The organism is Streptomyces sp. NBC_01320, assembly GCF_035974375.1.
In the GTDB taxonomy this organism is placed as follows: Bacteria; Actinomycetota; Actinomycetes; order Streptomycetales; family Streptomycetaceae; genus Streptomyces; species Streptomyces yanii.
Genome location: NZ_CP108390.1, coordinates 11,054,455 through 11,080,055, shown reverse-complemented (window position 1 = coordinate 11,080,055; position 25,601 = coordinate 11,054,455). Strand labels below are relative to the sequence as shown.

Genomic DNA, 25,601 nt, shown 5'->3' with positions numbered 1-25,601 from the left:
TGATCAATCGGGGTACCTAACGGTGGTTTGTTAAGCCGGGGAGTAGAGGTCAAGCGGGTGGCCTGCGCCGACGGCGTTGATCAGGGCTTGGAGTTCGGGTGGTGGGGGTGCATTCGTCCAGGCTCGCCAGCATCGTTGGAGGCTGGTCCAGGGGTCGAGCCAGGCCCGGACGGCGCGTATCGCCTTGGGCCAGGTGGCCGTGTGGGGCTGGTGGGGTCTGGTTGGTCCCCCTCTCGGGCCGGCCCGGTTCTTCGGGCGGCTCCGGTGGTGCTGTGCCGGGCGAAACCTCGGGTGGTGGACTGAACCAGGCGTCCCAGCAGAACGAGAACGCGCAGGTGACCAGGGTCTGGTGGCGGCGGATGGCGGTGTCGGAGCGGACCTGGAAGTCGGCCCACCCGAGTTCGTCCTTGACCTGCTTGTAGCTTTGCTCGATCCAGTGCCGGATGCCGTAGATCCGGACGACGTCGGCGAGGTCAGCGGCGGGTTCGGGACTGTCGGCCTCGCGGAGACCGCCGGGGCGGGGCAGGTCGGTGGCCAGGTACCAGGTGGCCTTCGCGGGCAGGGTGGCCGGGTCTGCGGTCGCCACGACCAGGCGGACGTTTCCGTCGGGTCCCCACCAGCCAAGGGTCGCGTCGGCGGCCCACCATGTCTCGGTGTGCCCGTCGCGGAAAGTCCGCTCGACTGGGGTCCAGTCGCCGGGATGCTTGTGGTCCGTCCAGGTCAGGGCGCGGGCGGCGTCGGCGGGGGTGTAGGCGTCCTTGCCGTAGGCCCAGGTGCCGTGGCTCGGTTTGAGGGCCATCACGAACGGCTGCCCCGCCTCGCCGAGTTGTCTGCGGAAGCTGTCCTGGTCGCCGTAGGCGCAGTCGGCGGCCACCGCCCGGAAGGCCACCCCGGTAGCGTTCGCGGTGCGGGCGAGTTCGGCGGCGATCTGCAGTTTCGTGCGGAAGCCGGGGTCGCTCCTGCCCTTGGGGAAGTGATGGGCGGGGCTGCAGGGCACAGCGTGCAGCGGGTAGTAGAGGTTCTCGTCCGCCCAGCAGGTGGTCACGGTGACGATGCCGTTGTCGGTCTTGCCCAGCCGGCCCAGCCACTGCCGGCCGATGTGCGCCGTCGCCTTCCCGTCCTTGCGGTCGCCCGAGTCGTCGATCACCAGCACCCCGCCCGCGTGCGGCGCGGTCGCGGGATCCGCCAGCAGCAACTCCACCCTGCGGGCGTTGACCCGCTCGTGGTCCCACGTCGACTCCGACAGGAAGAACTGCAGCCGTTGCACCGAGGGGTGCTGGGCCCCGACGACGGGTTCGGTGCCTGCCAGGCAGGTCAGCGTCTTGTTCCGGTCCCGCGGCAGCAGCAGCCCCGTCAGGTACTCGCGGAACCCACGACGCTGTGCCAGTGTGGAGAACAGGTCATCGAAGCGTGCGGCGTAGGCTTCCAGCGGGCCCGGTGCGGGCGGACACGGCAGACGACGGGTCATCACAAGCCCCCAGGCGGCGAGGCGACGTTCCTCTGCTACCGGCCTACTACGGCCCTGACCCGCCGTCAACAAACCACCGCTAACAAAGCCCTACTAGCCAGCTCCCCAACTAACGCACGAAGATCGCTCAGTGACTGATGACGAACTGTGCGAGGCCGTCCGCGCTCGTGTGAAGGCGGGACGGCCCACCGACTTGACCTCAACACTGACGACGCCCGAACCAGCCTCGCCGGCCACGGTCGAGGACGCGGAGCGCACTATCGGCTTCCGGATGCCGCCGCTGGTCCGTCGATTTTACCTGGAGATCGCCGACGGCGGCGTTGGCCCGTTCGATGGCTTCTCGCCTCTGAACGGCGAACCGCTGGGCATGGTCAACGACTATCTCGACTACCTGAACGCCGAGTTGGCCCCAGGGGATCCGCCCGCTCCTCCACCAGGCGTGCTGTTCTTCTGCGACTTCGGCTGCGCGATGTGGGCGCTGCTCGACTGCCGCCATCCCGAGGGCCAGATGTGGTGGTGCGAGCAAGGCAACCGCCACAAACTCGACCTGACCTTCCCCCCAGTGGATGCAGGCATGGCTCGACGGGCACCTAACCCACACGTACATGGAGGCAAGGAAGCTGCGGAACGAATCCTGGGTCAGACCGTGGGCCAACGAGCAGCCTTAGGTTCAGTCCGGCGGATCATGTCCGGGGCCATAAGCGGATCGCCGCGGTGTAACGGTGCCCTGGAAGACGTAACGTAAGCCCTCTTGTCGTAACGGGTGAGTGCGCCACGAAGCTGACCCCGCATGTCCGTTGGCGGCGTGGGAGCGGGGCCGGGGCAACAAGGGTGCCCGCACGGCCGGAGTGGACGGGAAGACCGCACACCCCATCGAGCATCTGCGCCGGAGCCCGCTTCGAACGCGGCCATCTCGTCGAACGCCCCGAGATCGTGGCAGCGTGACCACCTGCACCCCAACCGCTGATGGACGTTTCCAGCCGTGCCCGACAGTGACAGCCAGACCGCCTACAGGGACGCCGCGGCCACGACGAAGCAATTCACGTACCCGCTGCGCACACTGTGGCTGGCCGGGCCCGGAAGGTGAGCTGTCGGGCGTGGCTCCTGCGATGCCGGTCATGACAAGCAACCACCCGCAAGATCCCCACGGCTACGAACTCATCGACGAAGTCGCCGCCGGCTCGAAGGCGATCGTCATGCACTTCGCCCGACCCGCACAGGCCCCCCGACAGCGCTAAGGGCTCGCAGAGAATCAACGTGTTGCTTCCGGCGATGCGGCTCGTTGATGTGGTATGGGCATAACGCAGGAGATTCGAGATCAACTGAGTGCGAAGTTCGGGGTGTTGTTCCCGCATCTGGACGAGCGGCAACAGCGTCTGCTGATGGGAGCCGAGGCCCGGCTCCTGGGACACGGCGGGATCCGGGCCGTCGCCCGGGCAGCCGGGGTCAGCGAGGCGACGGTCCGCAAGGGCGTCTATGAGCTGGAGGCTGGCGAAGGGCCCCTGGGGCGGGTCCGCCGGCCCGGCGGCGGACGGAAGAAGGCCGCCGACCTGGACGCGGGACTGCGTCCCGCACTTCTCGCCCTGGTCGAGCCGGACATGCGCGGGGACCCGATGTCGCCGCTGCGGTGGACGACCAAGTCGACCCGGAACCTGGCCGGCGAGCTGACGCTTCAGGGACACAAGGTCAGTGCCGACACGGTCGGTGACCTGCTGCGGGAGGCGGGCTTCAGTCTGCAGGCCAACTCCAAGACCGTCGAGGGCAAGCAGCACCCGGACCGGGACGCCCAGTTCCGCTACATCAACGACCGGGCCAAGGACCACATCAGCTCCGGAGATCCGGTGATCAGCGTGGACAGCAAGAAGAAGGAACTGGTCGGCCAGTACAAGAACGCCGGGCGGGAGTGGCAACCGGGGGGCGAGCCGGTCAAGGTCAAGACGCATGACTTCCTGGACCGGGAGGGGCCCGGCAAGGCGATCCCGTACGGGATCTACGACATCGCGGCGAACACCGGCTGGGTCAGCGTCGGCACCGACCACGACACCGCCGCGTTCGCGGTGGAATCCATCCGCCGCTGGTGGCAGGCCCGCGGCCGACACGATTACCCGCACGCCACACGGCTGCTGATTACCGCCGACGCGGGCGGTTCCAACGGCTACCGCACCCGCGCCTGGAAGAGTGAACTCGCTGCCCTGGCCGCCGAGACCGGCATGGACATCACAGTCTGTCACCTACCGCCGGGCACATCGAGTAGGGTCGGGGACTGGCGCGGTTGCTTCAGCGGGCGGTAGGACCTGGGGCCTTTCTTCCGCCGGTTTCCCGGTCGGCTGTGCCACCCCAGTGGCCGTGACCTGCTTCCTCGCTCCGTTTCCAGCCCCCGCCACCTCGATCCGGGCATGCGGTTCTCCCGCACCCGGCTCACCGACGCTGTTCACCGGCGGCATTCGGCTTCCCCCGCCAGTCCCGAAAGGGTCTGGGGGCGACGACGTTCCCGGCAAGACCGACCAGGCCCAGATGGTCCGGGGAGGCGTAGGACACCACCCACCGCCCGAAGCCACGGGAGCGTTTGTGCTTCTTCGCAACGAACAGCACCATCCGCATCCGCGTGAACTCCCTGATCACCGCGAAGCGATCGGCGGAGTTGCCGAACCTGAAGTACCCGGCCCAGCCGGTCAGGAACCGGTTCAACTCCGCCACCACCACCTCAACGGGCAGCAACAGCCGGGACCGGTCGGTGATCTCCCGAATCCGATCCCGGGCATGCCGCATGGCCTTGTCCGCAGGCCAGCGGGCAAGGAAGGGAAACGGCGCCCTGCCGCCCCGTCCCGGCGCGAGCACCAACCGGTGGTGGAAACCGAGGAAGTCCACGCCTTCCCCACCCACCGCCAGGTGCACAATCCGGGTCTTGGCCGCCTTCGGCTCCAAGCCGAGGCCGGCCAGCAGAGCCGTCAACCGCTCAAGAGCGGCCCGGGCCTGCCCACGGGAACGACACATCACCACCGCATCGTCGGCGTACCGGACCAGCTCACCGTGCTTACGCACGTCCCAGGCCCGATCGATCCGATGCAGATAGACGTTGCAGAGCAACGGAGAAACCACCCCACCCTGGGCAGCCCCCCTGTCCGCTTTGCGCACCACCCCGTTCTCCGACACCCCGGCGCGCAGGATCACCCGCAGGAGCGTAAGCACGGACTGGTCACACACCCTCTCCTCCACCGCTTTGATCAACTCGATGTGCGGAATCGCCTCGAAACAGTTGGCGATATCCGTCTCCACCAGCCACCCGCAGCCCCTCCAGGACTCATCGATCAGCACCTGGAGGGCATCATGCGCGCCCCGCCTGGGCCGGAACCCGAACGAGCACGGAAGGAAATCCGCCTCGAACACCGGCTCCAGCACAATCTTCAGCGCGGCCTGCACGATCCGATCACGGACAGCGGGAATCGAAAGCGGCCTCGACTCCCCCGGCTGGCCGGGCTTGGGAATGAACACCCGGCGCGCCGGGAGAGGCCGGTAACGGCCCTCCCGCAGTTCCATGGCCAGCTCACCGAGGAGCCGATCGACCCCGTACTCCTCGACATCGGGCAAGGTGACCTGGTCGATCCCCGGCGCGCCCTCGTTCTGGCGCACCGTCACCCACGCGCGCGCAAGGACGTCTGTGCGCCAGACCTTGTCCATGAGCGCGTGAAACCGTCGTCCTGGATCGGCCTTGGCCGCCCGGTAGAGCGCATGCTGCAAGGCACGGACCGGATCCAGGGGAGAACGTCCTCCGGCGATGGGACTAGCCACGTCGGCACTCATCGAGCCCCTCCACTCAGCATCACGCGTCAACGAAGTAGCGGCCCTTCCCTCCCCGGCGGTTATGTTGTCCGTCCGGGTCAAGCAGTACTACGGCCGCCTCCGACACCCATCCGCCTCGTCTTCACTTCCCGGGGTCACCGGTTATAGAAGACGGTGCTTCCGGTGACATCAAGCCGCACGTCACCGGGGCGGAGAGGGCCTCTCCAGTTCCCGCCGTCACTATCCGAACGTTCCGCGCCCCTTACGCCGGGGAGTTCTTCGCGGCTGCCTTCCAGGGTCTTCACCGCTTCCATGGCCTTCGCCCCGACACTCCGGGCTCGACTCTCCCTTTCCCCCGCTCTCACGGGGATCTTCACGACGCGGCAGGCTTCGCTTGATGCTACGGACCGTCCGTTTGCTTCCCCTCACAGGGCTTTCGACGCTGGGCTTCGACACCAGGCGTTTCCCCCTGATGCCGCCAGCCTGCTACCGGGCCTCCTGGCAGCTACCCGGACCGGACTCGCACCGGCAAGCGACGACGAGCTTACGACTGACGATCAATCACCTAACACGATCAACCTCCAGGCTTCTGGACGCACAGTGGAATCGGATCGAGCACCGGCTGTTCTCCCACATCTCCATGAACTGGCGCGGCAGGCCCCTGAGCAGCCATGACGTCATCGTGGAGACGATCGCGGCGACCACCACCCGCACCGGACTGACGGTCGAGGCCCGCCTCGACACCGACAGCTACGACACCGGCGTGAAGGTCAGCGATGCCCAGGTCGACGCGCTGGCGATGAGCCGGCACCGCTTCCACGGCGACTGGAACTACACGCTCCATGGCGATGCCTGCCCGCCCCCACGCCAGGGCGCGGGCATGGAGACCGAAGCGCGGTCGCCCGAGCTCCCGAATGACGTTGCCGCCGGCTCGCTCCGTGACCCGGAGCTGACCGGCATGACCGATCCACAACTGGACGTTCTGGTCAGCGCGTTGATCCCAGCACTGGCACGACGACGAGAGCAGACTCGCCGCGAACGCCGGGGCGGTGAGCGCCAACGAGCACGCGGTGCGGGCGCCAAGGACAAGCTCTCCGACGAAGACCGCATCCTGGCCACCGTGCTCAGCCTTCGCAAGATTGGTACCCACGACCTGCTCGCCCAGCTCTTCGGCGTCACCGGGAGCACCCTCACGCGGGCAGTCCAGGAAGTACGGCCCCTCCTGGCCGAGCGCGACCACGCGATCCCGCCTTCAACCGCCAGGTTCCGCACCCCGGCAGACGTGGCCGCCCACCTCGGCAAGTACGGCAGCCGACCCCCATCAGAGATCAAACCAGCATGTTGATTCTCTGCGAGCCCTAACGGGCTGAGCCGCGATTGATCTTGGGGCGTGCTGGCCCTGGGGGTTCGGCTGGCTGGTGTTCACTCGCAGGTCGGCCCGTTACTCGTACCGGTACTTCAGCGAGTCCGCCTCCGCCTGCTCGATGTCGGCGATCGTCAGCTCCGGCATCCGCAGTTGGGCCAGCGTCACCTCGGCCGAGGCCGGCTGGGCGTCCGCCGGCAGCCACTGCTCCGACTTCCAGGCCCCGCTGCGCAGCAGCGACTTGGGGCAGTGCGGGTAGACCTCCTCGATCCCCAGCACCAGCGCACTGGCCGGTGGCTTGCCCACGGCGGTCAGCTGCGACAGCAGCTCTGGGCGGGTGGAAACGCAGGCCCGGCCGTTCACCCTGAGCGTCGTGGTGCGCCCCGGAATGACGAACAGCAGCCCGGCCCGTCCGGTGGCGATGACGTTCTGCAGGGTGTCCAGCCGCTTGTTGCCGGTCGCGTCCGGTATCGCCACCGTCCGTGCGTCCAGGACGGCGACGAACCCGGCGGGGCCGCCGCGCGGGGAGACGTCACAGTTGCCCTCGGCGTCCGCGCTGGCGACCAGGACCAGCGATGAGCAGCCGATCAACCGCCGAGTCTGCTCGGTGAGTTCGGTCATCTGCTTCCGCACGGCCGCGTCGCTGGGAAGTTCGTAGACCCGGCGCAACGCCTCCTGGTCGGGCACGGCGTCGAGGCGGAGCGAGTCGAAGGCACTGCCGGCAAGGGGTGTCGTCATGCCTCCGACCCTAATGGTCCGACCTGCGATTGATCTTGGTCGAGGACGGCTCCGACGCCGTGATCACACCAGCCACACCAAGATCATCGCACCGTCGGCCGGCGAGATGGCTCAGGTGCGGGAGCGCAGCCGCAGGGTAAGCAGGCGGCGTAGACGAGCAGAGGCCCCGTGAAGAGTCCCGAGCCTCCTCACCTCCTCCGCCTCTAGCTCCAGACGGTCCGCGAGAGCAAGCACAGCGGCGTAGGGCCGCTCTCCCGCCTCGAGCTTCGCCGCCACGGCATCGAGGACAGCTCGAAGAACGATGCGGTTCGCGCCGGGATGTTCTGCCAGCAAGCGAAGGAGCCTGTTGTCGTTCCAGACGCTGTCACGGGCCGTACTCAGTTCCAGGAGAGCTACAGGCGGGGTGTGGGGATTGGCGGCCAGGGCCTGCCAGACGAAGGGGTAGGGACATTGCGCGAGACGCTGCAGGACAGGGCCGCCTGTCTCGGCATGCGCCAGTGCGAGGTAGTCAGCAGGCGTGGACACGAGGACGGCCTCTCGGGATGGTCGAAGGCGTCATTCTGCCACCGCACCTTGTCGCCAGCAGGCACGGGGAGGTCTCGACTTACGGGACAGGTCTTAGCCGTCAGGACGTCGCCGGTCTTCTGACAGAGGCACCGTGATCCGCACACCGGCCACCAAGGCTCTGTCTGTCCCGTATCTCGGGAACGGACAAGGCCCCTCTTTTTCGTGTCTCGGGCTGAGGCCACCCCTTGCATTAACCCGCGCATGCAAGTATTGTCTCTGCATATAAAGCGCGTTTGCATTTATGTGCGGCGCTCACCCGGTGGGTCACCCCTTCCTCCGTGCCCGGCCCCGTCAGCGGAGCCGCCGCACTCGCGGGCGTCCACCCCTCCCCCACAAAGGCACCATCATGTCGCTCAAGGAAATCCTTCCCGGCTCCCTCGGCTTCGGCACCGCCCCCCTCGGCAACATGTTCCGCGCGATCCCCGACGAGGAGGCCGCCGCCACCGTCGAGGCCGCCTGGGACCAGGGCATCCGTTACTACGACACCGCTCCGTTCTACGGGGCCGGCCTCGCCGAGGAGCGTCTGGGCGAGGTGCTCTCGACCAAGCTCCGCGATTCCTACGTCCTGTCGACCAAGGTCGGCCGCGTCATCCTCGACGAACACGAGACCGCGGCTCGCGACCTCGGTGAGAAGGGTGGCCTGTTCGAGCACGGCAACCCGAACAAGATGCTCCACGTGTGGACGGCCGAGGCCACCGAGCGCTCCATCGAGGACAGCCTCAAGCGCCTGGGCACCGAGCGCCTGGACATCGTCTGGGTCCACGACATCGCCCAGGACTTCCACGGCGATGTGTGGCTGCAGAAGTTCGAGGAGGCCCGCACCGGAGCCTTTCGCGTGCTGTCCCGCCTGCGTGACGAGGGCGTCATCAAGGCCTGGGGCCTGGGCGTCAACCGCACCGAGCCGATCGAGCTGACCCTCGCCCTCGACGAGCCCCGCCCCGACGGCTTCCTCCTCGCCGGCCGCTACACCCTCCTCGACCACGAGCACGCCCTGCAGCGCCTGCTGCCCATGGCCCAGGAGCAGGGCGTCGGCATAGTCGTCGGCGGCCCCTACAGCTCCGGCATCCTCGCCGGCGGCACCCACTTCGAATACCAGCAGGCACCGGCCGAGATCCTGGAGCGCGTCGGCAAGCTCAAGGCCCTCGCCGAGAAGCACGGCATCAGCATCAAGGCCGCCGCCCTGCAGTTCTCCCTCGCCCACCCGGTCGCCGCCGCGGTCATCCCCGGCGCCACCCGCCCGAGCCGCATCGCCGAGGACACCGCCGCCCTGAACGAGAACATCCCCACCGCGTTCTGGACCGACCTCCGCGCCAGCGGCCTGGTCAGCCCGGCCGCACCGCTCCCGAACAACGCCTGACCCCCGCCCCTCACACCAGCCCCAGCACCAGGAGAACGACCATGGCATCCACCTCCGTCAGCCGCGTAGTCCCGGCCTCGCCGCAGCAGGTCTGGAACCTCATCGGCGGCTTCGACGCCCTCCCCGACTGGCTCCCCTACATCCCCGAAAGCACCCCGCTCGAAGGCGGCCGCGTCCGCCGGCTGACCAACCCGGACGGCGAAGTGATCACCGAGCGGCTGGTCGACTTCAACGAGACCGAGCACCACTACAGCTACGCCATCCTCGAAGCGCCGTTCCCCGTCACCGGCTACGTCTCCACCCTCCGCGTCCACACGGTCCCCGGCCGCGACGACGTCGCCGAGGTCCAGTGGTCCGGCCGCTTCGCCCCCAACGGTGTGAGCGACACGGAGGCAGAAGACCTCTTCGTCGGCATCTACCGCGACGGCCTCGAAGCCCTGCACAAGGCGCTCTCCGCCTGACACCACAGCCGTGACACGGCCAAACCGTGCAGCCCGGACATGCATCTCGCGTGCCCGGGCTGCGGCTTCCCCGGACCACAGCCTCGCCCTCCGCCGAGGGAGCGGCAGGGGCCGGTTGGCGAAGCCGCGCTGGGCTGGATGATCTCCAGGTTGGTGCCAGCGAGATCGTTGAAGGCCACCTGGACACCAAGAGTCGCATCAGACCCGACAGGGAGCACGAGCTCAACCGGACGGCGTGACCGAGGACCACACGCCGAACCACTGCTCGGCGCCGTACTCCTCGAACCGCTCCACCTCGGTGAACCCCAGCTTCGCCGCGAGGCGCATCCCGCGGCCGTTGGCGGTCTGGGTGCAGAGCACCACCAGCTCGCTGGGAAGCGCGTCGGTGAACCAGTCGAGTGCCGCTGCGCACGCCTCGACGGCGTACCCGCGCCCCCACGCCTCCGGCAGGAACATGTAGCCGAGCTCGGCCTCCCCGGCATCCGGACGGACGTGACCCGGACGCTCTGCGTCGCGCCGATCGAGCGTGATCATGCCGATCATCGCTCCGTCGAGATCGATCACGAAAAAGCCAGGGCGCCGCCCGGGCACCTCAGGCACCGCGCGCTCGAGCTCATCACGCGGTCGAGGACCACCGACGTAGGTGCCCACCTCTGGCGAGGCGAACAGCTCGATGAACGCCGCACGGTCCCGGACCTCGGACTCGCGGAGCACGAACCGCTCGGTCCTGATCGGGGCAGGCGGCCAGTTGACGGGTCCAAGCTCAGTCATGGCGGGCAACCTATCGCAGGCCCGCCAGGCAGGAGCCTCAGACGACCGACAGCGGCAGCAACTTCTGACCCGTCGGCCTGATCCGGATGTCGGTGTCCGTGCACAGCTCAAACGAATAGCGCACGTTCGGAATTGAGCAGGCCCTCCAGCCTCCGCCGGGCCCACCAGCTATAGAAGACTGCTGAAAATCTCGGGTTTTGGCCCCGGCTCGGTGGAGTTGGGGCCAGTCTTGTAGGCATGCAGAGGGAATGGGCCGGGGAGCTGGTCGGGCCGGATGTGTGGGAGACCTGCCGGGAGTTGATCCCGGCTGGCAGTGTGTTCGCGTTCCTGGCCGAACATCGCGAGGCTCTGTTTCCGCCGGGGATGTTCGCGGACATGTATCCGTCGTCCAACGGTCGTCCGAGTCTGCCGCCGCAGGTGCTCGCCGCGACGGTGGTACTGCAGAGCCTGCAGGGGCTGTCGGACTTCGAGACGGTCCAGGAACTGCGGTGTGACCTGCGGTGGAAGGCGGCTTGCGGGCTCGGGCTGTACGACACCGCGTTCGATCCGTCGCTGCTGACGTACTTCCGGCGACGGCTGCGTCACTCGGCCGATCCGATGCGGGTCTTCACCAAGGTCAAGGAAGTCGTGGCCGCGACCGGTGTGCTCAAGGGCAGGCAGCGGCGCGCTTTGGACTCCACGGTGCTCGATGATGCGGTGGCCACCCAGGACACCGTCACCCAGATCATTTCCGCCGTCCGTCGGGTGATCCGTGAGGTCCCCGGCGCCGGGGAGGTGGCCGCGGAGCACTGCCGGGCGCACGACTACACCGACCCGGGCAAGCCGAGGATCGCCTGGGACGACGAGACGGCCCGCGCCGCGCTGGTGGACGCGCTGGTCACCGATGCCCTGAACCTGCTCGGGTATCTGCCCGAGCAGAACCTGGGCGAGAAGGCGGCGAACGCGGTCGGCCTGCTGGCCCTGGTCGCGGGCCAGGACGTGGAACCCGCCGAGGACTCCGACGGGCGCGACGGGCGTTGGCGCATCGCGAAGCGCACGGTGGCGGACCGGACGGTGTCCACCGTCGACCCCGACGCACGGCACATCCACAAGAACCGCACCCGTCACCAAGAGGGCTTCAAAGGACATGTCTCCTTCGAGCCGGAGACCGGGCTGTTCACCGCCGTTGCCCTGACCAGTGGCTACGGCCCCGACAACCACGAGGCCGCCATCGCCGCCGGTCTGCTCGCCGACGAAGACGGCGAGTTAACCGTGCTCGGCGACTCCGCCTACGGCACCGGCGACCTGCGCGCTCGGCTGCACGCGGAGGGCCACACCCTGGTGATCAAGCCGCCGCCCTTGCGGCAGGCAGTCCCTGGTGGCTTCACCATCGACGACTTCCACATCGATCCGTTCGCCGGCACCGCGACCTGCCCGGCCGGACACACCGCCAACCTCGGCCAGCCCAAAGCGGACGGTGCCCGCACCGCCCAGTTCAAGCGCCTGTGCACCGGCTGCCCCCTGCGGGAACGCTGCACCACCTCCAAGACCGGACGCACCCTGAACGTTCACCCCCAGCACGAACTGCTCACCGCCGCCCGGACCCAGGCCGCCACCGACACTGCCTGGCAGGACGAATACCGCCGATGGCGACCACCGGTCGAACGGGCCATCGCCTGGCTGGTCGCCAAGGGCAACCGCCGGGTTCCGCACCACGGCGTCATCGCCAACAACATGTGGCTCCACCACCGCGCCGCCGCCCTCAACCTCCGCCGACTGATCACCCTCGGACTCACCCGCACCAACACCACCTGGCACCTCGCCCCTGCCACCGCATAGCGAAAAGGGCCGTCCGGCCTCCGGCCGGACAGCCCCCACAACAAGATTTTCAGCAGTCTTCTAATGATCAATTCCAAGGGATGCCTGCGGAGGGTGTGGGGTGGGCGGCGGCCGAAACCACCGCGAGACGGTCAGGCGGCGGGCTGCCGGCCCTGGTTGTAGAGGTGGCAGCGGGCGGTCAGGCGTCAGGGTCGACTTCGGGGTGCGTGAACCGCACGGGCTTGCCCAGCGACCGGGCGTAGGCGATTTCGGCTCGGGTGCTGTCTCCGATGTAGTCGCCGACTACGAGCACCTCATCAGCGAGCCGGATCTTCGCCCGGTGCAGATCATCGAGTCGAACCTTCAGCGCCTCGGCCTCGACAGGATCGGACCAAAGTTCGTGCGGCGACTTCATGTCACAGCCCGGTTTGACGACAATCTTTCCGGCTTTGGTCTCCCGCAGATCGGCCTCGTTCATCTCGGTCATGAAGCGGGTGGAGCCGCAGATCACGACGATACGCGGGAGGCTCAACAGCGTCTTCGCGTCGGCGAGCCTCTCCTCGGGGGTGAGCAGTTGCGGGTATGACACTGGTTCCTCCTGGTGGTGTGGTCCAAGGGGTGCCTGCGGAGACGAGAACGAGGGTGTCCAAGATCGTTTTGTGACGAACGACGTGGACACCCTCGCGACAGCACTCTATGCGACGACCGACGACATCCTGAAGGAGCATCCCGACCTGGCGCCGTGGCGCCCGCCGGTCGGCATTACGCCCCGCCTGAGCGATGCCGAACTGGTCACCCTCGCCACGATGCAGGCCATACTCGGCTACACCTCCGAGGCCAAATGGCTCCGCCATGCCCGTGCCCACCTGCGCCACCTCTTCCCCTACCTGCCCCAGCAGCCCGGCTACAACAAGCGGCTGCGCAAGGCCGCCGGTCTGATGCGAAGCGTCAACCGGATCCTGGCCACCACCACCTCGGTGTGGAGCGACGACGTATGGGTCGTGGACTCCACCCCGGTGGAATGCGGCCGCTCCCGCGAGACCGTCAAACGCTCCGACCTGGCAGGCTGGGCCGAATACGGCTACTGCGCCAGCCACAGCCGCTTCTTCTGGGGCCTGCGCCTGCACCTGGTCTGCACCCTTCAGGGCCTGCCCATCGCCTTCGCCCTGACCGGGGCCAAGGCCGACGAACGCGAGACCCTCCTCGACCTCCTGGCCGCCGAATGCGAGCTTCTGCGAGAGCGCCCCCGACAGACTCTCATCGGCGACAAGAACTACTTCGGCCGTGGTTTCGAACGCGAACTGTCCGAGCATGGAGTCCAGTTGCTGCGGCCTGCCCGTAAAGGTGAACGGGAACGGCCTGGCGCCGCCCTGTTCAAGCCGTTGCGACAGGTCATCGAATCGATCAACGAGACCTTCAAGGGACAGCTTGACCTCGAACGGCACCGAGGGCGCACACCCGGAGGTGTCATAGCCCGCGTCATGCAACGCATCCTCGCGCTGACCGCCGCGATCTGGCACAACGACGCCACCGGACAAACCGTCCTACGCTCACTGATCCTACGATCACTGACCCCTTGGAATAGATCATCTAGTGGCTCGTCACGCATCCTTGGCCGGGTAATCAGCGGTGTCAGTGATCGCGACTATGGTTCCCGGTCATGGGGTTCTCGGGGTCTTTCATCGTGGCGCGAGCCAGTCGGCCGCTGACGGATTTGGCGGCGATGCGGGCCTCGGACTATGTGCCGTTCTGGTGGGCGCGTGATGGCGAGTGGCAGATCCTATTGATCAGAAACTCATTGGGTTCTCGTCCAGGATGTAGCGGACGTGTGGGCCGCCAAAGTAGCCGCGGACGATGTGCGGCTGACGCTGACGTCTGTAGAAGAAGCGGCGGGTCTCCGCGGCGAGTTCGGCCTGATCGCGGGCTCGGTGCTGTTTGGGCAGGCTGTGTTTGAGGTCGGCGTTGACCAGCTCGTCGGGGTTGAGCTCGGGCGAGTACGGGGGCAGGAAGTGCAGCTCGACGTCGTCGGGGTGGGCGGCGAGCCAGTCGCGGACCTTCCTGGAACGGTGGGCGGAGTGCCCGTCGACCACGAGATGGACCTTGCGGTCGAAGTGGCCGGCGAGCCGGTCCAGGAAGCGGCACATCACCTCGGCGGTGAAGCTCTCGGTGAAGACCATGAAGTGCATCCGGCCCTTGGTGCTGATCGCCGACATCGCGTTGACCGAGAACCGGTTCCCGCTCCGCCGCACCACCGGTGTCCTGCCCTTCTCGCCCCAGGTGCGGCCGGTGACCTGGTCGGAACGGATGCCGACCTGGTCGGCGAACAGAATCTCGCCGCCGTCTTTCCTCGCCTTCACGCGGATCTTCGGCCAGGTCTCCTCGTGCCAGCGCGCCACGGCCTCAGGGTCCTGCTCGACGGCCCGCTTGTCGGGGCGCTGGAAGGAAAGCCCCCACCGTTTGAGGTACTTGCCCACCCCCACCTCGGTCAGCCGCACCCGGTACAGCTTCGCGATCAACTCTCCCACCAGCCTCCGCGTCCACAACTGCCCGCTCAACCCCATGTCACAGGGCCGGTGATCGAGGACCGCCTGCCGCACGGCGGCCTGCTCGGCCTCCCCGAGCACCTGGTGCACCCCGACCGGCTTGCCGCGCGGGCGCATGACCAGCGCCTCCCGCCCGCCGGCCTGCCACTTCGCCCACCAGATGTCGACCGCCTTCAGCGACACCCCGAACACCGCCGCCACGTCCTCACGGTCCCGCCCCGCCACCAACGCGGCCACCGCCCGCAGCCGCAGGGCTTCCTGCGCCGACGGCGACAGATGCCGCGCGTCCCCCACCAGATCGCTCACACCCCACCAACGACCCAGAACCCGAACCGTTTCTGATCAAATAAGACCCAGGAAAGACGGTTAGGGTTTCACTCATGACGGATTCGTATGCCGACCCGGGAACCCCGGATCACCGAAGTGCTGCGCGTTACCTGTGGTGGCTGACCATGAGTCAGCGCCGACGGGTGACGGGTGGTGCGGTGATCGGCACCCTCTGGATGGTCTGCCTCCTGCTGCCGCCGTACCTCATGCAGCGTGCGATCGACGACGGGCTCCAGCGGGGGAAGACCGGCGTCCTGGTCGGCTGGGTGGCCGCACTGGTCGGCGCCGCGCTGCTCAACGCATGGCTCGGCATCATGCGCCACCGCATCATGACACGGGTCCGGATGGACGCCACCTTCCGGACCATCAAGGTCGTGGTCGCGCACTCCACTCGGCTGGGTGCCGAACTGCCCCGAAAGGTGACGGCCGGCGAGGTGGCCAGCATCGGTGTGGGCGACGTCGCGCAGATGAGCCAGACACTGACGATTACCGGCCCGGGCGTCGGCGCTGTCGTCGCGTACCTGGTGGCGGCCGCGCTGCTGCTGTCGGTCTCCGTCCCGCTCGCCCTCGTGGTCCTGCTGGGGGTGCCGTTGCTCGCGGTCGTGGTCGGGCCGCTGCTGGAACGCCTCCAGGGCGCGGAGTCCAAGTACCGCGAGCAGCAGGGGGCGCTGACCGCCCGGCTCGGGGACATCGTCGGCGGCATGCGCGTACTCAACGGCATCGGCGGTAAGGAGATGCTGGCCGGCCGCTACCTGCGCGGATCGCAGGACCTGCAGGCCGAGGGCTACCGGGTCGGCGCCGTGACCAGCTGGATCCAAGCGCTCTCGGTCGGCCTGCCCGCCCTCTTCCTCGCGTTGGTGACCTGGCTGGCCGCCCGGATGGCCGCCGAGGGCACCATCACGATCGGCACGCTGGTCGCCGTCTACGGCTACGTCGCCGTCCTGGTGGTACCGGTCTCCAACTTCATCGAGGGCGGATACGACCTCACCAGGGGTCTGGTGGCCGCTCGACGGGTGGTCCGGATGCTCGACCTGAAGCCCGCCTTCGAAGACGCCGCAACACTTCGGCCGACCCATGACGAGCCATCAGCCCTGTACGACGCCGACACCGGTGTGGAACTGGTCCCGGGCCGGCTGACCGCGATCGTGAGCGCTCGCCCGGCCGATTCCGCGGCCGTGGTCGACCGGCTCGGCCGGTACAGCGCGTCCGCTGCGACCTGGGGCGGCGTGCCGCTCGCCGAGGTCGCCCTGGCCGAGATCCGCAGCCGGATCGTGGTGGCGGACAACGACGCCGACTTCTTCTCCGGCACGCTGCGCACCGTGGTCGGCGGCCGGTCCGAGCACACCGGCCCGTCCATCGCCCAGGCCGTCAGAGACGCCGCGGCGGAGGACATCGTGCAGGCACTGCCCGATGGCCTGGACACCATGATCCAGGCCCAGGGCAGCAACCTCTCCGGCGGTCAGCGCCAGCGGCTGCGGCTGGTCCGTGCCCTGCTGGCGGACCCGGAGGTGCTCCTGCTGGTCGAGCCCACCTCCGCCGTGGACGCCCACACCGAGGCCGCCATGGCCGCTGGGCTGCGCCGGGCGCGGACCGGGCGCACCACCGCCCTCACCTCGACCTCCCCCGTCCTCCTGGAGCAGGCCGACACCGTCTGCTACCTCGTCGACGGCCGTCTGGCGGCGGCTGGCCCGCACCAGGAGCTGCTCGCATCAGAGCCCGGCTACCGCGCGCTGGTGGCCCGCGGCGAAACCGCCACCGAGTCCACGCCCGCCGAGGAGGCCGTCCGATGACTGCTCAGACCGAGACCGCCCCCGGGCGGCTCCCGATCGCCGGTCCCGCCGAGGTCCGCCGGGCCGCCGTGCGTCTGATGGGGCAGGATGGCGGTGCGGTCGCCGCGATGCTGACCCTCAACGGACTGGCCGCGGCCGCCGGTCTGGGCGGCCCCTGGCTGCTGGGCCGGATCATCGACGACGTCCGGGGCGGCGCCGGGGTCGGACACGTCGACCGACTCGCCCTCGGCATCCTCTGCTTCGCGCTCGCGCAGCTGCTCCTCGGCCGCTTCGCCCGCTACGCCGCTCACCGCTTTGGCGAGCGGACTCTGGCGCGGATCCGAGAGCGGTTCGTCGACCGCTCCCTCGCCCTGCCCGCTTCGGTGGCCGAACGCGCCGGCGCCGGTGACCTGCTGACGCGCGGCACCGCCGACGTCGCCACCGTCGGCACCACCCTGCGCGACGCCGGGCCGGAGGTCTCCGTGGCGCTCGTCCAGATCCTCCTGATCCTGGTCGCCATGCTCGCGGTCAACCCGCTGCTCGGTATCTGCGGGTTGCTCTGCCTCTCCGGGATCTGGTTCGCCACCCGCTGGTACCTGCACCGTGCACACGCGGGTTACCTCGCCGAAGGCGCCGCCAACTCCGCGCTGATCGAGATCCTCACCTCCACCGCGACAGGGGCCCGCACCGTCGAGGCCCTGGGCCTCCAGGGCCGCCGGATCGCCGCCGCGGCCGAGGCGGTCGAGCACTGCCGGGTCACCCGTACCTACACCCTCAACCTGCGCACCGTGCTCTTTCCCGTGGTCGAGTTCTCGTACATCGCCCCGGTCGCCGGCATCCTGCTGCTCGGCGCCGCCCTGCGCGACACCGGCGCGGTCACCACCGGCGCGGTGGTCGCCTGTGCTCTCTACTTCTGGAAGCTCTCCGAGCCGCTGGACAAGGTCCTGCTCTGGCTCGACCAACTCCAGCGCAGCAACGCCTCCTTCGCCCGAGTCGAGGGCATCGGCCAGGTGGACGCCCCGGCCGTGACCGGCGGCGGCCGGCCCGAGGACGACCGGATCGACGTGGTCGACGTCCGGTACGCCTACCAGGGCGAGCGGGACGTCCTGCACGGCGTCGACCTCACCGTCCGTCCGGGCGAGCGGCTGGCGGTCGTCGGCCCGTCCGGAGCCGGCAAGTCCACTCTGGGCCGGCTGCTGGCCGGGGCGGAGACGCCCCGCACCGGACGGGTGACAGTGGGGCAGGTGCCTGTCGCCGAGCTCGACCCGGCCCAGTTGCGCCGACACGTCGTCCTGGTCTCCCAGGAGCATCACGTCTTCCTCGGCACCGTCCGGGACAACCTCCTGATCGCCGCGCCCGCCGCGACCGACCAGGACCTGCACGCGGTGCTGGCCGCCGTCGATATCGACTGGGTGGACGAGCTGTCGGACGGGCTGGACACCGAACTCGGTGCCGGTGGGCTCCGTCTGGACGCCCAGCAGGTCCAGCAACTCGCCCTGGCCCGGGTGGTCCTGGCCGATCCGCACACGCTGATCCTGGACGAGGCCACCTCCCTGCTCGACCCGACCACGGCCCGGCACACCGAGCGCTCGCTGGCGGCTGTGCTCAAGGAACGCACCGTGATCGCCATCGCCCACCGCCTGCACACCGCCCACGACGCGGACCGGGTCGCGGTCATGGACGGCGGCCGGGTGACCGAATTGGGCAGTCACGAAGAGCTGTTGGCGGCCGGCGGCGGGTACGCCGCGCTGTGGAAGTCCTGGCACGGCGCCTGAGCGCGCCCCACCCCTCTCGACCTCTCTCGACCTCTCTCGACCTCTCTCGACCTCTCTCGACCTCTCTCGACCAGTATTGATCAGAAACGGTTCGGGTTCTGGGTCGTTGGTGGGGTGTGAGCGATCTGGTGGGGGACGCGCGGCATCTGTCGCCGTCGGCGCAAGAGGCCCTGCGGCTGCGGGCGGTGGCCGCGTTGGTGGCGGGGCGGGACCGTGAGGACGTGGCGGCGGTCTTCGGGGTGTCGCTGAAGGCGGTCGACATCTGGTGGGCGAAGTGGCAGGCCGGCGGGCGGGAGGCGCTGGTCATGCGCCCGCGCGGCAAGCCGGTCGGGGTGCACCAGGTGCTCGGGGAGGCCGAGCAGGCCGCCGTGCGGCAGGCGGTCCTCGATCACCGGCCCTGTGACATGGGGTTGAGCGGGCAGTTGTGGACGCGGAGGCTGGTGGGAGAGTTGATCGCGAAGCTGTACCGGCCGTGCGCCGCTGGCACGAGGAGACCTGGCCGGCGATCCGGGCGAAGGCTAAGAGGGACGGCGGCGAGATTCTGTTCGCCGACCAGGTCGGCATCCGCTCCGACCAGGTCACCGGCCGCACCTGGGGCGAGAAGGGCAGAACACCCGTGGTGCGGCGGAGCGGGAACCGGTTCTCGGTCAACGCGATGTCGGCGATCAGCACCAAGGGCCGGATGCACTTCATGGTCTTCACCGAGAGCTTCACCGCCGAGGTGATGTGCCGCTTCCTGGACCGGCTCGCCGGCCACTTCGACCGCAAGGTCCATCTCGTGGTCGACGGACACTCCGCCCACCGCTCCAAGAAGGTCCGCGACTGGCTCGCCGCCCACCCCGACGACGTCAAGCTGCACTTCCTGCCCCCGTACTCGCCCGAGCTCAACCCCGACGAACTGGTCAACGCCGACCTCAAACACAGCCTGCCCAAACAGCACCGAGCCCGCGATCAGGCCGAACTCGCCGCGGAGACCCGCCGCTTCTTCTACAGACGCCAGCGCCAGCCACACATCGTCCGCGGCTACTTCGGCGGCCCACACGTCCGCTACATCCTGGACGAGAACCCCATGAGTTTCTGATCAATAGAAGCGTGCCCTGTCGCAGATCCGGACCCTTCGATCATCGGCGAGACGCGCGCTTCTGTTCTGGTCTGTCATGTGATTGACAGCGACTTCGCGACAGTTCAGGCAGCGAGTCCCGATGGCCTGTCATGGCAATGCGCTTTGTCGCCGGAGATGGCGCGGAATTACGGCCTCCCTGGTGAGTGGATCGGTGATTCGGTCGAAGTAGGTGAGCGAGCTGCAGCCTGGGCTCGAGGGGCTGGCCTTCAGCCGGACCTGGTGGCGCTCAGGGCTGCCCTGGTGGCTGAGTGTGATCCGCTGGCGGAGGACTTGGTCTTCGCGCTCGTTCACGCCTTGTGGTTCCGGTTCCACGACGGGGTCGACCTGGAACCGCCGGCGGTGTGATGGGGGGGTGGCGGCCACGTCGGCGGCACCGACCGATTCCAGGCGCTCGCGTGCGGTGGCGGTGGCGTTGGCGTCGGCTCCGTGGCCCATGCCCGTCACCCTCCAGACATGAACACATGAATGTGTCTTCATGCGTTCCTGTATGGTGGAGGGGTGGCATGGGCTTGTCCCGGTTGCCGCCATCTCGTCATGCCGTCGTAAAGGACCCTCGTCTCCCATGCCCTCTACCCTGACCGCGCCCTCAACGGACCGGGCCGCGGCCCCGCGCGAAGGCGGTGCACCCCGCCGCCGCACCCGGGTCCTCGCCCTGCCCGAGGCGCGCTGGGCCGCTGCGGCCACCATCCTTTTCCTGATCGCGCTCCCGCTGCAGCTGACCGGTGCCCCTGCGTGGGCGTGGGGACCGCTGTACGCGCTGTCGTACGCGACCGGTGGCTGGGAGCCTGGGTGGGCGGGCTTGCAGGCGCTGAAGGACAAGACCCTCAACGTCGACCTGTTGATGATCGTGGCGGCACTCGGGGCGGCGGCGATCGGTCAGGTGATGGACGGCGCGCTGCTGATCGTCATCTTCGCCACTTCGGGCGCGCTGGAGGCGCTCGCCACCGCGCGGACGGCCGACTCCGTGCGAGGACTGCTGGACCTGTCACCCGCCAAGGCCACCCGCCTCGACACCGACGGAAGCGAAGTGATCGTCCCCGTCGAGGAACTCGTGGTCGGGGACACCATTCTCGTAAGGCCCGGTGAGCGAGTCGGCGCCGACGGCCGCGTCCTGGACGGCGCGAGCGACGTCGACCAGGCGACCATCACCGGCGAGCCGCTGCCGGTCGCCAAGGAAGTGGGCGACGAGGTCTTCGCGGGCACTCTCAACGGCACCGGCGCGCTGCGGGTGCGGGTGGAGCGGGACGCCTCCGACTCGGTGATCGCCCGGATCGTGCGCATGGTGGAGGAGGCGTCCGAGACCAAGGCGCCCACCCAGCTGTTCATCGAGAAGGTCGAGCAGCGCTACTCGCTCGGCATGGTCGCCGCGACCCTGGCCGTCTTCCTCGTCCCTCTCGCCTTCGGCGCGGAGCTGACCGGTTCACTGCTGCGCGCGATGACCTTCATGATCGTCGCCTCGCCGTGCGCGGTCGTCCTCGCCACCATGCCGCCGCTGCTGTCGGCGATCGCCAACGCCGGACGCCACGGTGTGCTGGTCAAGTCCGCGGTGGTCATGGAGCGCCTCGGCGAGACCGACGCGGTCGCGCTCGACAAGACCGGCACGCTGACCGAAGGCACGCCGCGCGTCACGGATGTCCGCCCGCTCACCGGATCGGGACTGGACGAGAACGAGGTGCTGACTCTTGCGGCGGCAGCCGAGCACCCGAGCGAGCACCCACTGGCCCGCGCCGTCGTGGACGCGGCGCGCGAGCGGGGGCTCGACCTCCCTGTGGCGGAGGACTTCGACTCCACGCCCGGGATCGGGGTGACCGCATCCGTCGGCGGGCGGGTGGTCGCGGTCGGCGCACCGGCACGGCTGCTGGACGGATCCTCGGACGCATACTCCGCGCGGGCGGCCGTCCTCGCGCGCGAACTGGAGAACAGTGGCCGGACCGCTGTTCTTGTCACTGTGGATTGCGCCCCCGTCGGACTGCTCGCCATCGCCGACCGACTGCGCGCCGACGCCACCGCGACCGTGGCCTCGCTGACGTCCCTCACCGGGACCGCGCCCGTGCTGCTGACCGGCGACAACCCCCGCGCCGCCGCCCGCCTGGCCGCCGAGGTCGGCATTGGCGACGTACGGGCAGGGTTGCTGCCGCAGCACAAGGCCGACGTGGTCAAGGAACTGGAGCATGCAGGCCGCAGGGTGATGGTCGTCGGCGACGGCGTCAACGACGCCCCTGCCCTGGCGGCCGCCCACACCGGCGTTGCCATGGGCCGGGCAGGATCCGACCTCGCGCTGGAGACCGCCGACGCGGTGATCGTCCGCGATGAACTCCGTACGGTCCCCGCCGTGATCGCGCTGTCCCGCAGGGCCCGCCAGCTGGTCGCGCAGAATCTGATCATTGCGGGCGTCTTCATCGCCTGCCTGGTCGCCTGGGACCTGATCGGCACCCTGCCACTCCCGCTCGGCGTGGCCGGCCACGAAGGGTCCACCGTCATCGTCGGCCTCAACGGACTGCGGCTGCTGCGCGAGACGGCGTGGAAACGGGCAGTCCAGTGAGCCACCGACACAAGGTTTCCACGCAGGCAGAGCCCCGGTGCACGGTCACCGTGTGCCGGGGCTGCTGCTGCGGCACGGACAAGATCCCCGGCGTCGACCACGCCGCCCAACTCGCCGCTCTCAAGACCGAACTGGCATCGGACGCCCGGGTCCGGGCAGTGAACTGCCTCGACGCCTGCGAGCAGGCCAACATCGTCGTCGTACAGCCCTCAACGGCTGGACGGGCCGCGGGCGGGCGCCCGATCTGGCTCGGGCTGGTCAACGACCCGGACGCGACCGCCGACATCACGGCCTGGGTACGCGCCGGAGGACCGGGCCTCGCCGAGACGCCCGAGATCCTCGACCTGTACGCGTTCGGGCCGTCGCGCCGGGTGCGGCGGGCCATCGAGGACTGAGCCCGCTTGGCCGACCCGCTCTCTCAACGGGGGTGCAGCGCGTCGGCCAGACAGTCGTGGCTGTGCCGCCAGCCGCTCGGCCCGTACGGCGTCCACGAGGTACGGGTCGCCATCGCGCAGGCCGGTGTGCTCGTGCTCGACGACCAGCCGATACTTCGTCGGCCACAGACGCACCGCCAGAAGCCCGGCCGTCAGAGCGATCGCACCCAGTGCTACCACCGCCGACTGCAGTCCCGCCTCCGCGCCCAGCCATCCGGCCAGCGGGTACGTCAGCAGCCAGCAGCTGTGCGAGAGCGAGAACTGGGCGGCGAACGCCGACGTGCGCTCCTCGGGCGGCGCGGAGCGGCGGATCAGCCGACCGGTCGGCGTGAGGACCATCGAGCAGGCGGCACCAAACGCCGCCCGGATGAACAGCAGCACAGGCCACTGCCAACCGCCGCTCCCAGCCGCCGTAACGGCGCCGAGCGCGGCAAAGACCAGCGTGAGTAACAAGGCACCGCGCAGCATCACCGCGCGGTCCGAGACCCGGTCCAGAACGCGGGGCAGAATCAGCGCCACGATCATCGAACCGCCTCCGTACGCGCCCACCGCCAGCGACGCATCCGCAGCGCTCCGCCCCAACGGGTCGCGGACGTACACCACGCTGTTGACGGTGACCATCGCGCTCCCCGCCGCCACCGCCAGGTTGAGGGCGAGCAGCGCACACAGCTGCGGGGTGGCGAAGAACAGAACGGGTGCCCGCGGTGGCCTTCGCGTAGGCGCTGGCCGGGCGCCGCGGGCGATGGCCGTCTGGAGCCGGGCTGGCATGTTGCTGAGCATGGTCGCGAGGCGGCGGATGTGGCTCATGCGGCTGGTGTTGCGCCCGCCGTCGCGGCGGATGCACCAACCGGCTCCGCGAACTTCTCGCCAGGTCCCATCGTCGGCGGTAGGGCCTGGCCTGTCCACGTCGACCCGGCGAAGGCCCTGGATGAGGGACGGGCTGACAACAGGGCCCAAGCATGGCCGAAGGGACAGGCGGCGTCGCACATGCGGTCTCCGCCGGTCGGTTGCGGTTGTGATGGTTGCTGCACTCCGCTGCTGTAGAGCTTGCTCGACAGGTGCGCGGCTCAAGCGGTCATTCGAGACGCCATGCGATCGAGATGGCCGCTTCTCTACGTCTCGTAGTAGTTTGGCCGATCGAAGACAACCTGGCCGGAGTAGTGAGGGAGGTGCCAGGTGACGGGCGGTAAGGACGACCAGGGGGAGTCCCGGCGGCGTGCGCGGGGTGAGCTGGAAGCGGAGGTGCTGGCTGCCCTGTGGTCGGCCGACGGTCCGGTGCCGGCGGCTGTGGTCCAGGAACAGGTGCCCGGTGCCGCGTATACGACGGTGCTGACCATCCTGACGCGGCTGTGCGACAAGGGGATGGTGACCCGGCAGCGGGAGGGGCGCAGTCATGTCTATGCACCCGTGGATGACCAGGCCGGACATGCGGCTTCGGGGATGCACTCGCTGTTGGACGAGGGCGGGGACCGTGCGGCGGTGCTGGCCCGGTTCGTGTCGGATCTGTCGGCGGAGGACGAGCAGGTGCTGGAGCAGTTGCTGCACGGCGATCCCTCTACCTGAGCGGGGATGAGCCGTGTTCTGGCCGATACCGATGTATCTACCGCTGCTCGTGAGCGCGGTGCTGGCGGTGGTTGCGCCGTGGGCGGGGCGTCGGATGCCGCCGCGTGCGGGGGCGTGGGCGATGGTGTGCGCGGCAACGGTGGTGGCCGGCACGTGGGTGACCGAGCTGGCGATTCTGGCCTTCACCGCGATAGGGCAGGTGCCGCTGGTGGCGGCGCAAGGGGCTTGGTCGGTGCGTGTGCTGGCGGCGGAGGACCCAGTGAGCCGGAATGTCGCTGCGGTGTGCGCCGGGGTGGTACTGCTCGTGCTGGTGAGCCTGACCGTGGCGTCCTGGCGCCGTGGGCGTGCGCTGGTGGAAGCCTGGCGGGGGTGCCGGCACATCGCGGCAGGCGGGGACCTGGCCGTGGTCGACGATCCGGTGCCGACAGCGTTCGCCGTGCTCGGCATGCCTGGCCGGGTGGTCGTTTCTTCCGGGATGCTGAGGCTGCTGGACGGACCGGAGCGGCAGGCTCTGCTTGCCCACGAACGGGCGCATCTAAGGTACCGGCACCATCTGTTTTCGCTGGTGCTGCATCTGACGGCGGTGGTGAATCCGTTGCTGAGGCCGTTGGACCGGGCCGGAGCATTTGCCGTGGAGCGGTGGGCGGATGAGGAAGCGGGCGTTGTGGTGGGGGACCGCCGGCTGGTCGCCCGGGCGACCGCACGGGCAGCGTTGGCATCGAGCCGGGCCAAGCAGGCGGCGCTGTCCGCCACCGGTGGACCGGTGCCCCAACGCGTCCAGGCGCTGCTCGCTCCACCGCTCCGCTCCCCCAACGGTGTGATGGCGGCGTTCGCCGTCCTCATGGCGGCCTGCTGCGCGAGCCTGGCCGTTACGGCACACGACACCGAGCGGCTGTTCGAGGCCGCCATGCACGCCCACGCCACGGCCACGCAGTTGCGCATACGCTGACAGCCCTCCCCGGGCCCCTTCGTACGGGACCCAGGCGGTTGGGCATGAGTGCCGGCACGCCGGGGGATCGTGTCCGGTGTGAGCGGACGGTACATACCCTGGCTGTGGGTGCCGCTGCAGCACGGCCCATGGATCGCCGCATTGGCGGCGGCCGCCGTCACGCCGGGTGGCCTGTGGCTGTTGGCGCTGCCTCTGGAGCACCGTCTGATGGGTTTTCGCACTGGGTTCCTGGCGGTGCTGCTCGGCGATCCGCTGCTTGCCCTGGCCGTCGCAC

At 69.1% G+C, this 25,601-nt stretch carries 17 protein-coding genes and 5 pseudogenes; 15 read left to right on the top strand and 7 right to left on the bottom strand.

The features are described 5' to 3' along the window. Window positions 1-49: 49 nt before the first annotated feature. Window positions 50-1,468, bottom strand: coding sequence for an IS701 family transposase (locus OG395_RS50775; RefSeq protein WP_327248946.1), 1,419 nt, complete (start codon window positions 1,466-1,468; stop codon window positions 50-52). A gap of 130 nt (window positions 1,469-1,598) precedes the next feature. Here OG395_RS50775 and OG395_RS50770 point away from each other — a divergent pair, with 130 nt between their 5' ends. Then, window positions 1,599-2,213: an SMI1/KNR4 family protein gene (locus tag OG395_RS50770; RefSeq protein WP_327248945.1), complete on the top strand. Its 615-nt coding sequence runs from the start codon at window positions 1,599-1,601 to the stop codon at window positions 2,211-2,213. A gap of 547 nt (window positions 2,214-2,760) precedes the next feature. Then, window positions 2,761-3,717: pseudogene (locus tag OG395_RS50765) on the top strand (ISAzo13 family transposase); the annotation flags it as partial. Window positions 3,718-3,886: 169 nt separating this feature from the next. Here the strand turns inward: OG395_RS50765 and ltrA are convergent. Further along, complete coding sequence (gene ltrA, locus OG395_RS50760; protein WP_327242293.1) at window positions 3,887-5,257, bottom strand: group II intron reverse transcriptase/maturase; 1,371 nt, start codon at window positions 5,255-5,257, stop codon at window positions 3,887-3,889. Window positions 5,258-5,798: 541 nt separating this feature from the next. Here ltrA and OG395_RS50755 point away from each other — a divergent pair. After that, a pseudogene (locus OG395_RS50755) lies at window positions 5,799-6,593 on the top strand (ISAzo13-like element transposase-related protein); the annotation flags it as partial. Window positions 6,594-6,689: 96 nt separating this feature from the next. On the opposite strand, the gene OG395_RS50750 reads toward OG395_RS50755, so the two are convergent. Next, window positions 6,690-7,349, bottom strand: a complete 660-nt coding sequence (locus OG395_RS50750; RefSeq protein ID WP_327248944.1) for an MSMEG_1061 family FMN-dependent PPOX-type flavoprotein — start codon at window positions 7,347-7,349, stop codon at window positions 6,690-6,692. 913 nt (window positions 7,350-8,262) lie between these two features. Between OG395_RS50750 and OG395_RS50745 the strand changes: the two genes are divergently transcribed. Beyond that, on the top strand, window positions 8,263-9,273 hold the full coding sequence (locus OG395_RS50745; RefSeq protein WP_327248943.1) for an aldo/keto reductase: 1,011 nt from the start codon (window positions 8,263-8,265) through the stop codon (window positions 9,271-9,273). 41 nt (window positions 9,274-9,314) lie between these two features. Further along, on the top strand, window positions 9,315-9,734 hold the full coding sequence (locus OG395_RS50740) for an SRPBCC family protein (protein WP_327248942.1): 420 nt from the start codon (window positions 9,315-9,317) through the stop codon (window positions 9,732-9,734). 222 nt (window positions 9,735-9,956) lie between these two features. Here OG395_RS50740 and OG395_RS50735 read toward each other — a convergent pair whose 3' ends face one another. Next, window positions 9,957-10,505, bottom strand: a complete 549-nt coding sequence (locus tag OG395_RS50735; protein ID WP_327248941.1) for a GNAT family N-acetyltransferase — start codon at window positions 10,503-10,505, stop codon at window positions 9,957-9,959. Between the two features lie 237 nt (window positions 10,506-10,742). Here OG395_RS50735 and OG395_RS50730 point away from each other — a divergent pair, with 237 nt between their 5' ends. Continuing rightward, the gene (locus OG395_RS50730) at window positions 10,743-12,323 is read left to right on the top strand and encodes an IS1182 family transposase (RefSeq protein ID WP_327248940.1); all 1,581 of its coding nucleotides are present in this window, start codon (window positions 10,743-10,745) and stop codon (window positions 12,321-12,323) included. A gap of 178 nt (window positions 12,324-12,501) precedes the next feature. Here the strand turns inward: OG395_RS50730 and OG395_RS50725 are convergent, their stop codons facing one another. Further along, window positions 12,502-12,891 (bottom strand): hypothetical protein, encoded by a 390-nt coding sequence (locus OG395_RS50725; protein ID WP_327248939.1) that lies wholly within the window; start codon window positions 12,889-12,891, stop codon window positions 12,502-12,504. Between the two features lie 70 nt (window positions 12,892-12,961). Between OG395_RS50725 and OG395_RS50720 the strand changes: the two are divergent. Further along, window positions 12,962-13,874 (top strand): annotated as a pseudogene (locus OG395_RS50720) (IS982 family transposase). A 215-nt stretch (window positions 13,875-14,089) separates the two neighbouring features. On the opposite strand, the gene OG395_RS50715 reads toward OG395_RS50720, so the two are convergent. Continuing rightward, entirely contained in the window at window positions 14,090-15,151 is a 1,062-nt protein-coding gene (locus OG395_RS50715) for an IS630 family transposase (protein WP_442818708.1), read from the bottom strand. Between the two features lie 74 nt (window positions 15,152-15,225). On the opposite strand from OG395_RS50715, the gene OG395_RS50710 reads away from it, so the two are divergent. The 6 genes and pseudogenes from OG395_RS50710 to OG395_RS50690 all read left to right on the top strand — a co-directional run bounded on the left by OG395_RS50710 (window position 15,226) and on the right by OG395_RS50690 (window position 22,776). Next, window positions 15,226-16,962, top strand: a complete 1,737-nt coding sequence (locus OG395_RS50710) for an ABC transporter ATP-binding protein (protein WP_327248938.1) — start codon at window positions 15,226-15,228, stop codon at window positions 16,960-16,962. Beyond that, complete coding sequence (locus OG395_RS50705; protein WP_327248937.1) at window positions 16,959-18,716, top strand: ABC transporter ATP-binding protein; 1,758 nt, start codon at window positions 16,959-16,961, stop codon at window positions 18,714-18,716. Before OG395_RS50710 ends, OG395_RS50705 begins: the two co-directional genes overlap by 4 nt. A gap of 116 nt (window positions 18,717-18,832) precedes the next feature. Continuing rightward, window positions 18,833-18,979, top strand: a pseudogene (locus OG395_RS58795) (IS630 family transposase); the annotation flags it as partial. 209 nt (window positions 18,980-19,188) lie between these two features. Next, complete coding sequence (locus OG395_RS50700; RefSeq protein WP_442818809.1) at window positions 19,189-19,797, top strand: IS630 family transposase; 609 nt, start codon at window positions 19,189-19,191, stop codon at window positions 19,795-19,797. A 604-nt stretch (window positions 19,798-20,401) separates the two neighbouring features. Continuing rightward, a complete protein-coding gene (locus OG395_RS50695; protein ID WP_327248936.1) occupies window positions 20,402-22,381 on the top strand; it encodes a heavy metal translocating P-type ATPase in 1,980 nt (659 codons plus the stop codon). Further along, the gene (locus OG395_RS50690) at window positions 22,378-22,776 is read left to right on the top strand and encodes a (2Fe-2S) ferredoxin domain-containing protein (protein ID WP_327248935.1); all 399 of its coding nucleotides are present in this window, start codon (window positions 22,378-22,380) and stop codon (window positions 22,774-22,776) included. Before OG395_RS50695 ends, OG395_RS50690 begins: the two co-directional genes overlap by 4 nt. A 207-nt stretch (window positions 22,777-22,983) precedes the next feature. On the opposite strand, the pseudogene OG395_RS50685 reads toward OG395_RS50690, so the two are convergent. After that, window positions 22,984-23,436, bottom strand: a pseudogene (locus OG395_RS50685) (MFS transporter); the annotation flags it as partial. Window positions 23,437-23,991: 555 nt separating this feature from the next. Here OG395_RS50685 and OG395_RS50680 point away from each other — a divergent pair. Both OG395_RS50680 and OG395_RS50675 read left to right on the top strand, forming a co-directional pair. Beyond that, complete coding sequence (locus tag OG395_RS50680; protein ID WP_327248934.1) at window positions 23,992-24,378, top strand: BlaI/MecI/CopY family transcriptional regulator; 387 nt, start codon at window positions 23,992-23,994, stop codon at window positions 24,376-24,378. A 49-nt stretch (window positions 24,379-24,427) separates the two neighbouring features. Continuing rightward, complete coding sequence (locus OG395_RS50675) at window positions 24,428-25,327, top strand: M56 family metallopeptidase (RefSeq protein WP_327248933.1); 900 nt, start codon at window positions 24,428-24,430, stop codon at window positions 25,325-25,327. The last annotated feature ends 274 nt before the right edge of the window (window positions 25,328-25,601 follow it).